General features: G+C 62.1%; 15 protein-coding genes. 7 read left to right on the plus strand and 8 right to left on the minus strand.

What is annotated here, in order from left to right:
• Window positions 1-13: 13 nt before the first annotated feature.
• Both ACLBKR_RS06690 and rplQ read left to right on the plus strand, forming a co-directional pair.
• Window positions 14-1,024, plus strand: coding sequence for a DNA-directed RNA polymerase subunit alpha (locus ACLBKR_RS06690; RefSeq protein ID WP_112830265.1), 1,011 nt, complete (start codon window positions 14-16; stop codon window positions 1,022-1,024).
• Window positions 1,025-1,149: 125 nt separating this feature from the next.
• Window positions 1,150-1,575, plus strand: a complete 426-nt coding sequence (rplQ, locus tag ACLBKR_RS06695; RefSeq protein ID WP_113487630.1) for a 50S ribosomal protein L17 — start codon at window positions 1,150-1,152, stop codon at window positions 1,573-1,575.
• Window positions 1,576-1,657: 82 nt separating this feature from the next.
• Here rplQ and ACLBKR_RS06700 read toward each other — a convergent pair whose 3' ends face one another.
• The 3 genes from ACLBKR_RS06700 to ACLBKR_RS06710 are packed head-to-tail and all read right to left on the minus strand — an operon-like array spanning window position 1,658 to window position 3,853.
• Entirely contained in the window at window positions 1,658-2,917 is a 1,260-nt protein-coding gene (locus ACLBKR_RS06700; RefSeq protein ID WP_113487628.1) for an RNA polymerase sigma factor, read from the minus strand.
• 50 nt (window positions 2,918-2,967) lie between these two features.
• Window positions 2,968-3,390, minus strand: coding sequence for a VOC family protein (locus tag ACLBKR_RS06705; RefSeq protein WP_113448598.1), 423 nt, complete (start codon window positions 3,388-3,390; stop codon window positions 2,968-2,970).
• 25 nt (window positions 3,391-3,415) lie between these two features.
• Window positions 3,416-3,853 (minus strand): YciI family protein, encoded by a 438-nt coding sequence (locus ACLBKR_RS06710; RefSeq protein ID WP_113340540.1) that lies wholly within the window; start codon window positions 3,851-3,853, stop codon window positions 3,416-3,418.
• Between the two features lie 454 nt (window positions 3,854-4,307).
• Between ACLBKR_RS06710 and ACLBKR_RS06715 the strand changes: the two genes are divergently transcribed.
• On the plus strand, window positions 4,308-4,796 hold the full coding sequence (locus ACLBKR_RS06715; protein ID WP_414901065.1) for a DoxX family protein: 489 nt from the start codon (window positions 4,308-4,310) through the stop codon (window positions 4,794-4,796).
• A 59-nt stretch (window positions 4,797-4,855) separates the two neighbouring features.
• Here ACLBKR_RS06715 and msrQ read toward each other — a convergent pair whose 3' ends face one another.
• The 3 genes from msrQ to ACLBKR_RS06730 all read right to left on the minus strand — a co-directional run bounded on the left by msrQ (window position 4,856) and on the right by ACLBKR_RS06730 (window position 7,115).
• Window positions 4,856-5,509 carry a protein-methionine-sulfoxide reductase heme-binding subunit MsrQ gene (msrQ, locus tag ACLBKR_RS06720; RefSeq protein WP_113448600.1) on the minus strand — a complete coding sequence of 218 codons (654 nt, stop codon included), beginning with the start codon at window positions 5,507-5,509 and terminating at the stop codon, window positions 4,856-4,858.
• A 1-nt stretch (window position 5,510) separates the two neighbouring features.
• The gene (msrP, locus tag ACLBKR_RS06725) at window positions 5,511-6,458 is read right to left on the minus strand and encodes a protein-methionine-sulfoxide reductase catalytic subunit MsrP (protein ID WP_414901068.1); all 948 of its coding nucleotides are present in this window, start codon (window positions 6,456-6,458) and stop codon (window positions 5,511-5,513) included.
• A 168-nt stretch (window positions 6,459-6,626) separates the two neighbouring features.
• Entirely contained in the window at window positions 6,627-7,115 is a 489-nt protein-coding gene (locus tag ACLBKR_RS06730) for an RICIN domain-containing protein (protein WP_414901070.1), read from the minus strand.
• A gap of 226 nt (window positions 7,116-7,341) precedes the next feature.
• Between ACLBKR_RS06730 and ilvD the strand changes: the two genes are divergently transcribed.
• Entirely contained in the window at window positions 7,342-9,177 is a 1,836-nt protein-coding gene (gene ilvD, locus ACLBKR_RS06735) for a dihydroxy-acid dehydratase (RefSeq protein WP_112830256.1), read from the plus strand.
• A gap of 115 nt (window positions 9,178-9,292) precedes the next feature.
• On the opposite strand, the gene ACLBKR_RS06740 is transcribed toward ilvD, so the two are convergent.
• A complete protein-coding gene (locus tag ACLBKR_RS06740; RefSeq protein ID WP_414901072.1) occupies window positions 9,293-11,632 on the minus strand; it encodes a calcium-binding protein in 2,340 nt (779 codons plus the stop codon).
• 245 nt (window positions 11,633-11,877) lie between these two features.
• Here ACLBKR_RS06740 and ACLBKR_RS06745 point away from each other — a divergent pair, with 245 nt between their 5' ends.
• A complete protein-coding gene (locus tag ACLBKR_RS06745; RefSeq protein ID WP_113487622.1) occupies window positions 11,878-12,270 on the plus strand; it encodes a GFA family protein in 393 nt (130 codons plus the stop codon).
• Between the two features lie 42 nt (window positions 12,271-12,312).
• Here ACLBKR_RS06745 and ACLBKR_RS06750 read toward each other — a convergent pair whose 3' ends face one another.
• Window positions 12,313-12,633 (minus strand): lysozyme inhibitor LprI family protein, encoded by a 321-nt coding sequence (locus tag ACLBKR_RS06750; RefSeq protein ID WP_414901747.1) that lies wholly within the window; start codon window positions 12,631-12,633, stop codon window positions 12,313-12,315.
• Between the two features lie 200 nt (window positions 12,634-12,833).
• Here ACLBKR_RS06750 and ACLBKR_RS06755 point away from each other — a divergent pair, with 200 nt between their 5' ends.
• Entirely contained in the window at window positions 12,834-14,240 is a 1,407-nt protein-coding gene (locus ACLBKR_RS06755; protein ID WP_112830252.1) for a DegQ family serine endoprotease, read from the plus strand.
• Window positions 14,237-15,547 (plus strand): replication-associated recombination protein A, encoded by a 1,311-nt coding sequence (locus tag ACLBKR_RS06760; RefSeq protein ID WP_113448605.1) that lies wholly within the window; start codon window positions 14,237-14,239, stop codon window positions 15,545-15,547. Before ACLBKR_RS06755 ends, ACLBKR_RS06760 begins: the two co-directional genes overlap by 4 nt.
• Window positions 15,548-15,555 lie beyond the last annotated feature (8 nt).

Below are 15,555 nucleotides of genomic sequence, written 5' to 3' on the forward strand. Positions count from 1 at the left end.
GGAAGGTAAAGTCATGATCCAGAAGAATTGGCAGGAACTGATTAAGCCGAACAAGGTGGAGTTCACCTCGTCGGGCCGCACCAAGGCGACGCTCGTCGCCGAGCCGCTGGAACGCGGCTTCGGTCTGACCCTCGGCAACGCGCTCCGTCGCGTTCTTTTGTCGTCGCTTCGCGGTGCGGCCGTCACGGCTGTCCAGATCGACGGCGTGCTGCATGAGTTCTCGTCGATCCCGGGCGTCCGGGAAGACGTGACCGACATCGTGCTCAACATCAAGGAAATCGCCATCAAGATGGATGGCGACGACGCAAAGCGCATGGTCGTGCGCAAGCAGGGTCCGGGCGTTGTCACCGCCGGCGATATCCAGACGGTCGGCGACATCGAGATCCTGAACCCCGCTCATGTGATCTGCACCCTCGATGAGGGCGCCGAGATCCGCATGGAGTTCACGGTCAACAACGGCAAGGGCTACGTCCCGGCCGAGCGTAACCGCGCGGAAGATGCTCCGATCGGCCTTATCCCGGTCGACAGCCTCTACTCGCCGGTCAAGAAGGTGTCCTACAAGGTGGAGAACACCCGCGAAGGACAGGTTCTCGACTACGACAAGCTGACGATGACCATCGAAACCGATGGTTCTGTCACCGGTGAAGATGCGGTCGCTTTTGCTGCCCGTATCCTTCAGGACCAGCTGTCGGTCTTCGTCAACTTCGACGAACCGCAGAAGGAAGTCGAAGAAGAATCGGTCACCGAACTCGCCTTCAACCCGGCCCTCCTCAAGAAGGTCGACGAACTCGAGCTTTCGGTCCGTTCGGCAAACTGCCTGAAGAACGACAACATCGTCTATATCGGCGACCTCATTCAGAAGACGGAAGCAGAAATGCTCCGCACTCCGAACTTCGGTCGCAAGTCGCTGAACGAAATCAAGGAAGTTCTCGCTTCCATGGGCCTGCACCTCGGCATGGAAGTGCCGGCATGGCCGCCCGAGAACATCGAAGATCTCGCCAAGCGCTACGAAGACCAGTACTAAGCGTCAGAAAAAGGCAGGTTCACCTCTGCCTTTCCAGTCAAACTGCAGGCGAATGCCTGTATGTGTCAGGAAACGGCAGGGCCGCTCGAAGTGCGAAGCGAAGCCTGCATTAAAGGAGAATAGCAATGCGCCACCAGAAAGCCGGTCGCAAGCTGAACCGTACCGCCAGCCATCGCAAGGCGATGTTCGCCAACATGGCTGCTTCGCTCATCACCCATGAGCAGATCGTCACCACGCTTCCGAAGGCGAAGGAAATTCGTCCGATCGTCGAGAAGCTCGTCACCCTCGGCAAGCGCGGCGACCTGCACGCTCGTCGTCAGGCCATCTCGCAGATCCGCGATCAGGATGCCGTCAAGAAGCTCTTCGACTCCATCGCTTCGCGTTATGCCAACCGCAACGGCGGCTACCTGCGTATCATGAAGGCCGGCTTCCGCCAGGGCGACAACGCCGCTCTGGCCGTCATCGAATTCGTAGAGCGCGACGTCAATGCCAAGGGCGCAGCCGACAAGGCTCGCGTCGCCGCTGAAGCCGACGCTGCCGAAGCCGCATAAGGTTCTTCCCGCAAGGGAATGAATGAAAAAGCCGGGTGAGCGCTCACCCGGCTTTTGCGTGTCGCTGCTCCGCGAGGCTCGGTCAGCCGCCGCCTGCGGCTCTTGCCAGGAGAAAGGCTCTTTCCTGCTCGTTTCCGGAAAGCGCTGCCGCCCGTTCGAAGGCGGCCTTCGCCTCCGGCCTTCTGCCGACTCGCTGCAGAAAATCCCCTCTTGCCGCATGCAGCGGAGCATAATCCTTGAGCGCCGGCTCGCTTTCCAGTTCGGCTAGAAGGACGAGCCCGGTCTCCGCTCCAAAGGCCATGGAATGGGCAATTGCCCGGTTGAGGCCGACGACGGGCGATGGCCAGGCATTGAGCAGCCGGTCGTACAGCGTGGCGATCCGCATCCAGTCGGTGTCTTCGTAGCGTGCCGCGCGGGCATGGCAGGCGGCCACCGCCGCCTGAAGCGCATAGACGCCGTTTGCGCCGCCGAAACGTTCCGCCCGTTCCAGGCTTGCCAGCCCGCGATGCAGCAGCAACCGGTCCCAACGTGCGCGATTCTGGCGGGTGAGGGGGACCGGCATGCCATCGGCACCGATGCGAGCCGGCAGACGCGAAGCCTGGATCTCCATAAGCGCCAGCAGGCCATGCACTTCCGGCTCGCCCGGCGCCAGCGCTGCGAGAATGCGGCCGAGCCGCATGGCCTCATGGGAAAGCTGCGGCCGGATGGCGTCCTCGCCGCTACTGGCCGCATAGCCCTCGTTGAAGATGAGGTAAACCACCTCCAGGACGGAGGCGAGCCTCGATTCCCGCTGTTCGCCGCGCGGCACTTCATAGGCGATGCCGGCATTGCCCAGCGCCTTCTTTGCGCGGACGATGCGCTGGGCGATCGTCTGTTCGCTGGAAAGAAAAGCCCGGGCGATCTCACCCGTAGTCAGCCCGCCGATCAGCCGCAGCGTCAGGGCCACCCGGGCATCGGTGGAAAGCGCGGGATGGCAGGCGGTGAAGATGAGGCTCAGGCGTTCATCGCCTATGTCGTCGTCCATCTTCGCTTCGATCTCCCCGAATGCGTCAAAGCGTTCCTCCTCCAGATCGCGGCCGATCTCCGCATGCTTGCGGTCGATCATCCTTCGCCGGCGCAACTGATCGATGCCGCGCCGTTTGGCGGCCGCCATCAGCCAGGCGCCGGGATTGGCCGGAATTCCGTTCTTCGGCCAGTCGGAAAGCGCGCTGACCAGGGCATCCTGCGCCAGCTCCTCCGCGAGCCCCGCGTCACGCAGCATCCGGACGAGCCCGGCGATCAGCCGGGCGCGCTCCATGCGGTAGACGGTCTCAATCGTTCTGTGGGTGTCCGAAGCCTCCATCGGCCGCGATTATGGAGGCGGTCCCGTACCAGTCAAGGAAAGGTCGCTCGTCAGCCCGCCGGCTTTTCGCCGGATGCGACCGCCGGGTCCATCCAGAAGACCTCCCAGACATAGCCGTCCGGATCCTCAATGCTGCGGCTGTACATGAAGCCGTGGTCCTGAAGGGGATTGGGGTCGGCCCTGCCTCCGGCGGAAGCGGCGCGATCGACGGTGGAATCCACATCCGCGCGGCTGTCGACGTTGATGGCCAGCAATGTCTGGGTTTCGCGGCGCGCGTCGCCGATCGGCCGGCTGGTGAACTGGCCGTAGCGCTCATGCGTGAGCAGCATCACCCCTATGGCCTCCGACAGAAGCAGGCAATTGGATTGCTCGTCGGAGAATTGCGGGTTCACCGTGCCGCCGAGCGCGATATAGAAATCCCGCGATGCCGCCAGGTTTCTCACCGGCAGATTGACGAAGATCATCCTTGTCATGGTTTTCCTCCTTCCCGTGTCGGGGTCAGTTTTTCTGGCCGTCCTGCTGCGCGAGCTTCGCGCCGGTGCGTTCATGCAGTTCCATGACCTCGGGCGTCAACGCATCTGCAAAGTCGGAAAGCTCATAGACGGGGCGGATTTCGATTTCGCTCGGGCCGGGCATCGGGTTCGGGCAGCGTTTCACCCATTCCACCGCCTCGTCCATGTCCTTGACCTCCCAGAGCCAGTAGCCGGCCACGAGTTCCCGCGTCTCGGCAAAAGGCCCGTCGATCACCCGGCGGCTTGCCCCGTCGAAGGCGACCCTCTTTCCCTTGGATGAGGGCTTCAATCCATCGCCGCCGAGCATGATACCGGCATTGACCAGTTCCTCGTTGAACTTGCCCATCGCCTCGCCGAGCTCGTTCGTGGGCATGATGCCCGCTTCGCTGTCTTCCGTGGCCTTTACGAATACAATTACACGCATTGCTCATTCTCCTCTTTATGAACCTGCGCACCGGGTTTCGATCGGGTGCGTGATTTAACGACGAACGAAAGACGCCGGAATCGACAAGGGCATGAATTTTTTCTCGCCATGCCTCCAAACAACGGGTCACAGCCGCCGCGACTTTCCACGGCAATGCTCGCACGGCCCGGGAAGGCGCGTGTTTCGGTTCTGGAGCGCCCCCTTCCTGGGTCGGCAAAAGGCACATCACGCAGATGTGAACACTGGAAGTTGAACGGACCGTTCAACTTTATTGGCGATTTTAGCGCTGTGAACTTGACCTGAGTCAAGCGTTTTTCGCCCGCCGGACCTACCCTCCAATCATTGCAACGCGCAAATTGTGAGGCATGAAATGTCCATTGAAGTCTTTGATAATACAAAAGAAAGACTGCTCATCCCGGCTTTGGGGCCGTTCTATGACAAGGTCGCCCAGCCCATGGCCTGGAGCATATTCCGGCTGGCGGTCGGCGGCATGCTTGTCATCGAAGGATGGCCGAAGATCACTGCGCCGCTGGCGCAGGTCGGTTTCGTCGAAAATCTCGGTTTCTACCCCGGTTGGCTGTGGTCGCCCTTCCTTGCGATCCTCCAATTCTTCGGCGGAATGTTCATCGCCCTCGGCCTTTTCACCCGTCCGATCGCTCTCGCAAACGGCGTCATGCTGGCGATCACCCTGCTGTATCATTTCACGCATCCCTACGGAGACGCCTTCCTGACTCAGGCCGGCATCGATGCGCTGAAGGCCGGCAGTGAGTTCTTTACTCCGGAGGCCAAGGTCAGGCTGATCGACGGTGGTGCGAAATTCCTGCATCAGGTTCAGGGCAAGGCCGAACTTGCCTCGCTTTTCTGGACGGGCGGCGTCTTCCTCGCCGCGGCCTTCGGCGGCGGCTATCTCTCGCTCGACCGGTTGTTCAGGAAGCAGTTCTGATCTGCCCGCGGGCGAATGCAGGAGAGCAGGGGCCGGCGTTCGCGCCGGCCTTTCGATGTTCAGGTGCCAGCGGAGCGCTGCGGTCGCATGACTGCACCCTTTCTGCCGCGCTTCCAGTCCAGGATGCGCCGCCGGACCATCCGGTAGGCGAGCAGCAGCGTTACCGCGCCGAGATAAAAGGCGGGTTCGGCGGTTATGGCTTTCAGCGAAAGCGAATAATGCAGAACGGCGGCCGCGGCGACCGCGTAGACGAGCTTGTGCAGCGTGTTCCAGCGGCTCCCCAGCCGGCGGATCGACCATTTGTTCGAGGTCAGCGCCAGCGGGACGAGCATCAGCAGTGCCGCCATGCCGAGCATGATATAAGGTCGTTTGGCGATGTCGCCGAAGATCGAGGAAAAGATCAGTCCCCGGTCGAGCGTCAGGTAGACGGTGAAATGGGCGAGCACATAGTAGAAGGCGAGAAGCCCCAATGCACGCCTGTAGCTAATTAGGTTAATGCCTAACAGGTCGCGAACGGGCGTGACGAGCAGGCCGAGACAGAGGAAGCGCAGGGCCCATAGACCGAGCATATGCTCGAAGGCGCGCACCGGATCGGCCCCGAGCCCGCCATAGATGCCGAGATAGAAGGCATAAAGGCCGGGAACGAGCCCGATGACATAGAGCGCCCAGATGGAGGCCGGTTTCAGCCGTGCGGAAAGTGCCGACGTTGCCATCTCAATAGAATTTCGTCAGGTCCATGCCGGAATAGAGGCCTGCGACCTCGTCGGCATATCCGTTGAAGGGCAGGGTGTTGATCCGTGCGCCGCCGAACAGGCCCTCGGCTTCGCCGATGCGCCGCTCCGTCGCCTGGCTCCAGCGTGGATGGTCGACCGCCGGGTTCACATTGGCGTAGAAACCGTATTCGTTTGGTGCCGCAATGTTCCATGTGCAGGGCGGCTGCTTTTCGGTGAGGGTGATCTTCACGATCGACTTGATGCCTTTGAAGCCGTATTTCCACGGAACCACCAGCCTGATCGGTGCGCCGTTCTGGTTCGGCAGCGTCTCGCCGTAAAGCCCTGTCGCGAGAATGGCCAGCGGATGGCGCGCCTCGTCGAGACGAAGCCCGTCGACATACGGCCAGGGCAGGGACTGGAAGAAGCCGCTCTGGCCGGGCATTTCCTCCGGCCGGACGACGGTCTCGAAGGCGACGTACTTGGCGCTGCCGAGCGGTTCCACGCGATCCAGCAGCGCGGAAAGCGGAAAGCCGATCCAGGGGATCACCATCGACCATGCCTCCACGCAGCGCATCCGGTAGACGCGCTCCTCCATGGTAAAGTCTTTCATGATGGTTTCGATGTCGATCGTCTGCGGCTTTGCGACCAGTCCGCCGATATCGATTGTCCAGGGGCGAGGCTTGAAGCGGCCGGAATTGGCGGCCGGATCGGCCTTGCCGGTGCCGAATTCGTAGAAGTTGTTATAGGTCGTGGCGTCCTGCCTGGTCGTCAGCTTCTCGCTCAGGGTATAGGGCCCCGGTTTGGCGGAAAGCGCGGCGGCATAGGCCTGAGGCGCGGAGCCGAGCGCCAGCCCGGCCGCCGCCGCCCCGAGAAAGGAGCGCCGGTTCAGGTAGAGCGCCTGCGGGGTGATTTCGTTGCCTGCAATGTGTGGCGGACGGTAGCGTGACATGGTGCGGGTCCTTCGTTTTGACCATCGGCTTTCATTTTACCAATACGCGGCATTGCAGAGCAGAGTTTCAGGCCGGTGAAAATAATCCCGCCCGCCACTTTTTCGTGTTTGCGCCGTGAGCCGGGCGGAGCAAGGACGGCCGCAGCCCGCAATATTCTTTGGGATTTTTCACCAGCTCCAGCTCTGGCCCGCGCTGGCGCGGCATGGCCATTGCACGATGGCGATGCCGGGACGCCGCACGGAGTTCGGAACGTTGAGGCAGAGATTGCTCTTCATATTGGCGAGCGAGTAACCGTTGCTGGATGGCGCGATGCGCCAAAGCTGGTTGGTCGTGTCGTCGCAGTTCGACTGAACGGTCGGAGTGCCGTTCGCACGGCTGCCGCCGCGCACGTCGAGGCAGAGATTGCTCTTCTTGTTGACGATGCGATAGCCGCCATCGGCCTGCTCGATACGCCAGGCCCGGCTGTCGCCGTCCTTGCATTCCGACTGCACGACGCCTGCGCCGGCTTCCTGGCTTTCGTCCATGACGTCGAGGCACAATCCGCTCGCGCCGTTCTTGATGGAAACCGGATCCTTCGGGAGATCCTCGGCGAGTGCGGTGCCTGCGCCAAGGATGGCGGCGAGGCAGAGGGCAATCGGTTTCTTGATGTTTGTCATGTCGATAACTTCTCCGGGCAAAGGATTTTTGATAACATGAATATCGGGAGGCCACGCTCCGTATGCTGGCGGATGCAGGCAGATGAAACGTGTGCGTCGACGTCTGCCGACAACCGTACCACTTTTTCGGCTTGTGATAGTGTCGATCTGCGGGAAATCGGCTAGAAGAGACGCCCAAACTCCTGCCGGTGGCAGTTTTTCATAGAAGCAAGCAAGAGATCACAAGATGCCAGCCTATCGTTCGAGAACCACGACCCATGGCCGCAACATGGCCGGTGCGCGCGGCCTTTGGCGCGCCACGGGCATGAAGGACAGCGATTTCGGCAAGCCGATCATTGCCGTGGTGAATTCGTTCACCCAGTTCGTTCCCGGTCACGTGCACCTGAAGGATCTCGGTCAGCTCGTCGCCCGCGAAATCGAGGCGGCTGGCGGCGTCGCCAAGGAATTCAATACCATCGCGGTCGACGATGGCATCGCCATGGGGCATGACGGCATGCTCTATTCGCTGCCCTCGCGTGAACTCATTGCCGATTCCGTCGAATACATGGTCAATGCCCATTGCGCCGACGCCATGGTCTGCATCTCCAACTGCGACAAGATCACGCCCGGCATGCTGATGGCGGCGCTGCGTCTCAACATCCCGGCCGTCTTCGTCTCCGGCGGCCCGATGGAAGCCGGCAAGGTCGTCCTGCATGGCAAGAAGCATGCGCTCGACCTGGTCGATGCCATGGTTGCCGCCGCCGACGACAAGGTGTCGGACGAGGACGTTCAGGCAATCGAGCGCTCGGCCTGCCCGACCTGCGGTTCCTGCTCGGGCATGTTCACCGCCAATTCCATGAACTGTCTGACCGAAGCGCTCGGTCTCTCGCTGCCGGGCAACGGCTCGACGCTTGCCACCCATGGCGACCGCAAGCGGCTGTTCGTCGAGGCCGGCCATCTGATCGTCGATCTCGCACGTCGCTATTACGAGCAGGACGATGCGACGGCCCTGCCGCGCACCATTGCGTCCAAGGCCGCTTTCGAGAACGCCATGGCGCTCGACATCGCCATGGGCGGCTCCACCAATACCGTCCTGCATATCCTCGCTGCCGCCCACGAAGCTGACGTCGATTTCACCATGGACGATATCGACCGGCTCTCCCGCAAGGTTCCGTGCCTGTCGAAGGTCGCGCCCGCCAAGAGCGACGTTCACATGGAAGACGTGCATCGTGCCGGCGGCATCATGCGCATCCTCGGCGAACTCGACCGCGGCAATCTCATCAATCGCGACTGCCCGACGGTTCACGCCACGACGCTGGGCGATGCCATCGATCGCTGGGATATCACCCGCACCAATTCGGAGGCCGTCCGCGAGTTCTTCAAGGCGGCGCCGGGCGGTATTCCGACCCAGACGGCTTTCTCTCAGAACGCCCGCTGGGACGATCTGGACATCGACGGCGAAAAGGGCGTCATCCGTTCGGTGGAGCATCCCTTCTCCAAGGATGGCGGTCTCGCAGTGCTGAGGGGCAATATTGCGCTCGACGGCTGCATCGTGAAGACGGCCGGCGTCGACGAGTCGATCCTGAAGTTCACCGGTCCGGCCGTCGTGTTCGAAAGCCAGGACGCCGCCGTCAAGGGCATCCTCAACAACGAGGTCAAGGCCGGCGACGTCGTTGTCATCCGCTACGAAGGCCCGAAGGGCGGCCCCGGCATGCAGGAAATGCTCTATCCTACGAGCTATCTGAAGTCCAAGGGCCTCGGCAAGGAATGTGCGCTGATTACCGATGGCCGCTTCTCCGGCGGCACCTCGGGTCTCTCCATCGGCCACGTCTCGCCGGAAGCCGCAAACGGCGGCACCATCGGTCTGGTGCGCCAGGGCGATACCATCGAGATCGATATCCCCAACCGCACGATCAAGCTGCTGGTGGCCGAAGACGAGCTGGCAGCCCGCCGCGCCGCCCAGGACAAGGCCGGCTGGAAGCCGGAACATCCCCGCAGGCGCAATGTCACCACTGCGCTCAAGGCCTATGCTGCCTTTGCAAGCTCGGCCGACAAGGGTGCCGTGCGCATTCTGCCGGAATAACGCCGGCTCAAGGCTAAGATACCGAACGCCGGCAACCCATGTTGCCGGCGTTCGTGTTTTCCGGATCTTGAAACCTGCGACCCGCGGATTGAGACTCGGTCGTTCCTTGCCGAACCTAAAGAAGCAGGATGTGCCCGATGTCGAAGTAGGTTTTCGCGGTCGGAAGGTTGACCACGGGTTCGGCTGCCTTCGCACCCACCCCGTCGCTGTCGTAGTAGAGCTTGCCGTCACTGTTGTTGTAGATCATCTGCGGTCCTTCCGTCGTGGCGGCTGAGGCGACCACGAAGGCGTCGGCATCCAGAACTCCGTCGCCGTCATCGTCCAGCCCGACGAAGAATCGGCTTTCCAGAGCGATCCGGTCGTCTGCGCTGTAATCCCAGATATTGTCGGCATTTGCCTTGCCGGCTTCGGCAAAGACAAAGGTGTCGGCGCCGCCCTTGCCGTAGAGACTGTCGATACCGAGGCCTGCGACGATGGTGTTGGACTGGCTGTTTCCGGTAATGAGATTAGCTGCGTCGTTGCCGAAAACCGTGGCCTCGCCCGCTTCCACCCTCAACCGGATGTTCTCGATCTCGTTATGCCCGCGCAGGTCGACGCCGAGATATGCCCAGACGGAATCCACACCGTCATCGGCTCCTCCGGCAACTTGGTCGAGGGCATTGTTGAAGACATAGGAATCGTTCCCCGCCGACCCGTGAAAGGTGTCCGCACCGGAGGAGCCGTTCAGCCAGTTATCGCCGGTGGTGCCGTAATAATGCGTCGACGGGGTCACAGGATCGGGTAGCGGCTCGGAGAGCCTGACCTGCAGATTGGCCGCGGTAAAGGAACTGGCGAGAACGTTGTCGAGCGTTGCGAGTGTCGTCCAGCCATTGTCGCCATCGCGTGCCTGAACCACGGAGTCGGTGCCGGATTGCACGACCCGGACGAGACCCTGTGCAAGATAATCGCCCTGGTCCCAGCCGAGCCTGAGGCCGAGGACGGAGACATCGATCACGTCACCGCCATCCCCGGTGGCGAAGCCGGTAATCACGTCCCCGCCTTCGTCGAGCGCATTGTAGGCGAACCGGTCGCGTCCGGCGCCGCCTTCGAGGGTGTCGGCCCCGACGCCGCCCCACAGATAATCGTTGCCGGCCCCGCCGGACAGGGCATCCAGGCCTTGTCCGCCGAGAAGCTTGTCGTCCTCGCCGGTGCCGATGAGCGTATCCGCATTGCCGACGACGTTCTCCTTCACCGTTGTATTGATAAACTCGACGGCATCCGGCGAGATGCTGTAACCCTTGCCATAGCTTTCGAAGTGGCTGTCGATCACGACGTTGTCGCGGGGCTGGCCGCTGATGATGAAGCTGTAATTGGTCGTTTCGCGCAGGGTCAGATTGTCGACTGTCGAATTGCGCCCGTCGCCGTCGCCATATTCGTAGAATTGGACACCATAGGTGTTTCCGGCCCCTGCGCTGTCGGAGAACGTGTTGCCGATCCCGCGAAGGTCGCCGAACATCCGGGAATCGAAGGCGAGCACATCGGTATACAGCCCGTCGCGGCTTTCCGAATGGAAGTCATAGGCCGCCTTTGCTGCATCGTAGACAACGGAGTTGGTGGTCACCAGTTGGATATCGGCGCCATAGTTGGAGGCGGATGCGGCATCCGGCGTGGTGCCGGTCGTATGCACCAGAACGCCGTGATTGACATGCTCGGCGAAGAGACCGTCGATCGTGGTGTTCAGCGAGGTCGCCGACTGGACGACGGAATGCAGGGTCGAGCCAGAGACGTCGGTCGCGCTGGCATTGACGTTGTTGATGAAGGCAATGCCGTTTGAAGCGTTCTGGACTGTGATATCGCTGATCTCGGTATCCGTCATCGAGCGCACGCGCACGAGTGCCGGCCCGCCTTCGACGATCTCGTCGTCGTATATGCCCTCGAAATGGCCGTTGCTGAGGCTGAAGCTGCCCTCGGCATAGAGGCCGGCACGGACATTGGTGGAGTAGAGTTCCTGCTCCACCAGCGAGCCATCGAGAACGACGGTATTTCCCTCGATGGCGATCACCCTGGCCGCTTGACCGAGATTGGTGTTGAGCCCCTTGTCGCCGCCATCGATGTGATCGCCCGGCAAGGCGTCGTCCGAGACGACCTTCAGCCAGCTTCCGACCTCGATACCCGCCGGCAGGCTGTCATAGGTTATGGTCGCATTTCCAGACCCGTCAGAGCCGAGCACCACGTCCTGGAGCGGCTTTTCCTGCCCGTAGACGTCGATGGCGCTGAAATTCCCGGTGGTCGTCAGCGTACTGCCATTCAGGTCGATTTTGATGTCCTGCGCATCTATCCGCACGACGATCGGTGCCGTGACGGTGATGTTGGCGTTCTCGGGGAGGACCACGGTTCCCCCCGAGGTCAGGCTCGCGATGGCTGTCGCGATGTCTTTGTCGGTGGCATTTTCCGGCAGATGGATCGTATCAGTCATGGTCTGGCCTCGGTGTTGCCCCAGCTCCCCCGAAACCCGCGATTGCATCAGGCTCTTCCAAACCTTAACGATGACTTAATGTTCCGTCCAGAATCTATCTATGGGATGTTGCGAGGGCATCAATATCCATATGTAGATTTTAATGTGTGTATGGATCTGTCCTGTCCGCGTCGCAAGCAGGTGTTGGCTTGAGATCTGCGCATGGTGCAATTGCCGCGGAGGGCCGTTTTGAGGAGGAGGTAAGCATGGAAAGTTTCAGCGGCGGTTGCCTGTGCGGCAATGTCCGCCTTGTCGCGACGGGACGTCCTTACCGGGTGGGGATCTGTCACTGTCTCGACTGCCGCAAGCATCACGGGGCGCTTTTTCATGCCTCGGCGATATTTCCGCACGATGCGGTGACGGTTAACGGCGAAACGGGCGAATATGCCGGGCGCCATTTCTGTCCTCGTTGCGGCTCGCCGGTTTTCGGACGCAGCGGAGACGAAGTCGAGGTGAACCTCGGATCGCTCGACGCTCCCGATCAGTTCATGCCGACCTACGAACTCTGGACCGTCCGGCGGGAGTCCTGGCTGCCGCCGTTTCCGCTCAGGAGACATTACGAAGGCAATCGCAACTCTTCCGGCCGTTCCGAGGAATAGCCGGCTGCGAACTCGAACGCTCCGAAACTCGGAGCCGGTATCCTAGAGCGGTTTACCGAGATTGTTGTAGGTGTCCTCGAACTGTTTCAGCCGCTCGTCATAGACGTTGCGCAAGCAGGTCGCATCGCCGCCGCAGGCCTGTCTTTTCTTCAGCCACGCGGACTGGTCGTCCTGCAGCTTTCCGCGATTGCCCATCGGTAGCAAACCGCTGATGAGCTCGAAGGTGGTCGCCATCTTCACGTCGAGATCGTTGAGAACACGGTTGCCGCAGATCGCGCTTTCGTCGGCCGCAAGGTCCATCCGATCGCAGTCGAAGCTTGCGGCGTTGGTCGGTGTGGTGGTGATGAAGCAGGCGTATGCCATCGTCAGGATCGTGGCGGCGGTAAAAGGGCGCATTTCGTCTTCCTCGCAAAGTCTCCGACATTACCGACTTGTAACGGTCAATGCCTTGGTTTTGTTCGATTCACGTCTAAATCATCAGCACGAGACACAAGCGGCCATATTTCCATTCCCTTCGCCCGTCGGCCGCACTAAAACACGATCGACAACAGCAGGAGACTTTCATGCAAGGCATTGTTCGGTATGCGGCGGTTACGCTGCTGGCGCTGTCTTTGGCCGGTCCCGGCATCGCATTTGCCCAGGATGCCAAGACCGTTCCGCAGTCGCAGCTCGAGATGCAGATGTCCTTTGCGCCCCTGGTCAAGCAGACCCATGGCGCCGTGGTGAACGTTTATGCCGAACGCATCGTGCAGCGGCGGCTTTCGCCCTTTGCCGGCGATCCGTTTTTCGAACAGTTCTTTGGCCAGCAGATGCCGAACCGCACCGAAAAGCAGTCGTCGCTCGGCTCCGGCGTGATCGTCGAGGAGAACGGCACGGTCGTCACCAATAACCACGTCATCGACGGTGCCGACGACATCAAGGTGGCGCTGGCCGATGGCCGCGAGTTTCCGGTCAAGGTCGTGCTGAAGGACGAGCGGCTCGATCTCGCGGTGCTGCGCATCGACGCCCACGAAAAGCTGCCGACGCTTCCGATCGGCAACTCGGATGCGATCGAGGTCGGCGATCTCGTGCTGGCGATCGGCAACCCCTTCGGCGTCGGCCAGACGGTCACCTCGGGCATCGTCTCGGCGCTGGCGCGCAATCAGGTGACCGAAGGCGATTTCGGCTTCTTCATCCAGACGGACGCCGCCATCAATCCCGGCAATTCCGGCGGCGCGCTGATGAACATGAAGGGCGAGCTGATCGGCATCAACACCGCCATATTCTCCAAGGGCGGTGGGTCGAACGGTGTCGGCTTCGCCATTCCCGCCAATCTCGTAAAAGTGTTCCTCGACGCCGCCGATCGCGGCACGACCAGCTTCGAGCGCCCCTATGTCGGCGCAAGCTTCGATCCGGTGACCTCCGACGTCGCCGAGGCGCTCGGTCTCGACAAGGCGCGCGGTGCGCTGGTTGTGCGCGTGGTGGACGGTGGGCCCGCCGCCAAGGCCGGCCTCAGGGCCGGGCAGGTGGTGGTGGCCGTCGACGGTGTGCCGGTCGAGCATCCCGATGCGCTCGGCTACCGGCTGACCACCGCCGGTCTCGGCAAGGCTGTCAAGCTCACGGTTCGCGAGAACGGCGAGGAAAAGCAGATCACCCTGACGCTTGCGGGGGCTCCGGAAACCACGCCTCGGGACGAAAGGCTGATCGAGGGCCGCAATCCCTTTGCCGGCGCCAAGGTCGCCAATCTTTCGCCCAAGCTCGCCTACGAACTGCAAATGCCGTCGGAGGTGACCGGCGTGGTGATTACCGATATCGCCCAGGGATCGCCCGCCGCCCGTCTCGGCTTCGCACCCCATGACATCATCGTCTCCGTCAACGGTGTCTCGGTCGGCTCGGCCGCCGAGATGGCGAAAATCGCCGACGGCGATCCCGGCTTCTGGCGCGTCGAGGTCGAACGCAACGGCCAGCGCATAAGACAGGTCTTCCGATGAGCGATCTCTTCGCGCCGCAGGTTCCGCAGGAAGTGGAGGCGCGGCGGCCGCTCGCCGACCGCCTGAGGCCGAAGACGCTTGCCGACGTGACCGGACAGGAGCATCTGACGGGTGAGGACGGCGTCCTTGCCCGCATGATCGCTTCCGGCTCGCTCGGCTCCATGATCTTCTGGGGCCCTCCGGGCACCGGCAAGACGACGGTCGCCCGGCTGCTTTCGGGCGAGGCCGGGCTCGCCTTCGAGCAGATCTCGGCGATTTTCTCGGGCGTCGCCGACCTCAAGAAGGTGTTCGAGGCGGCCCGCATGCGCCGCATGGAAGGCCGCCAGACGCTGCTCTTCGTCGACGAGATCCATCGTTTCAACCGCGCCCAGCAGGACAGTTTCCTTCCCGTGATGGAAGACGGCACCGTCATCCTTGTGGGCGCCACGACCGAGAACCCCTCCTTCGAACTCAACGCCGCTCTTCTGTCCCGGGCGAGGGTGCTGACCTTCAAGCCCCATGACGAGCAGAGCCTCGGTACGCTCCTGAAGCGGGCGGAGGAAACGGAACACCGGCCGCTGCCGCTCGACGAGGATGCCCGCGCCGCCCTGATCCGCATGGCCGACGGCGACGGTCGCGCGGTGCTGACGCTGGCAGAGGAGGTCTGGCGCGCCGCCCGCAAGGACGAGATCTTCGACACCGACGGCCTGACGCGGATCGTTCAGCGCCGGGCGCCGGTCTACGATAAGGGGCAGGACGGCCATTACAACCTGATCTCGGCGCTGCATAAATCGGTGCGCGGTTCCGATCCGGATGCCGCGCTCTATTATCTCTGCCGCATGTTCGACGCGGGCGAAGACCCGCTTTATCTCGGCCGCCGGCTGGTTCGGATGGCGGTCGAGGATATCGGGCTTGCCGACCCGCAGGCGCTCGTCATCTGCAATGCCGCCAAGGACGCCTATGACTATCTCGGCTCGCCGGAGGGAGAACTGGCGCTGGCCGAGGCCTGCGTCTATCTCGCCACCGCGCCGAAGTCGAACGGCGTCTATGTCGCCTACAAGGCGGCGATGCGGGCGGCGAAGGAGAACGGCTCGCTGCTGCCGCCGAAGCATATCCTGAACGCCCCGACCAAGCTGATGAAGGGCGAGGGTTATGGCGAGGGCTATCGTTACGACCACGACGAGCCGGACGCCTTTTCCGGCCAGGACTATTTCCCCGAAAAGATGGGCCGCCGAACCTTCTACGATCCGCCGGAGAGAGGCTTCGAGCGGGAAATCCGCAAGCGGCTGGACTGGTGGTCCAAGCTGCGCCGCGAGCGGGGCGGCTGAAGCCTGAA

It is taken from the genome of Paenirhizobium cremeum, from assembly GCF_047553425.1.
Taxonomy (GTDB): domain Bacteria; phylum Pseudomonadota; class Alphaproteobacteria; order Rhizobiales; family Rhizobiaceae; genus Allorhizobium; species Allorhizobium cremeum.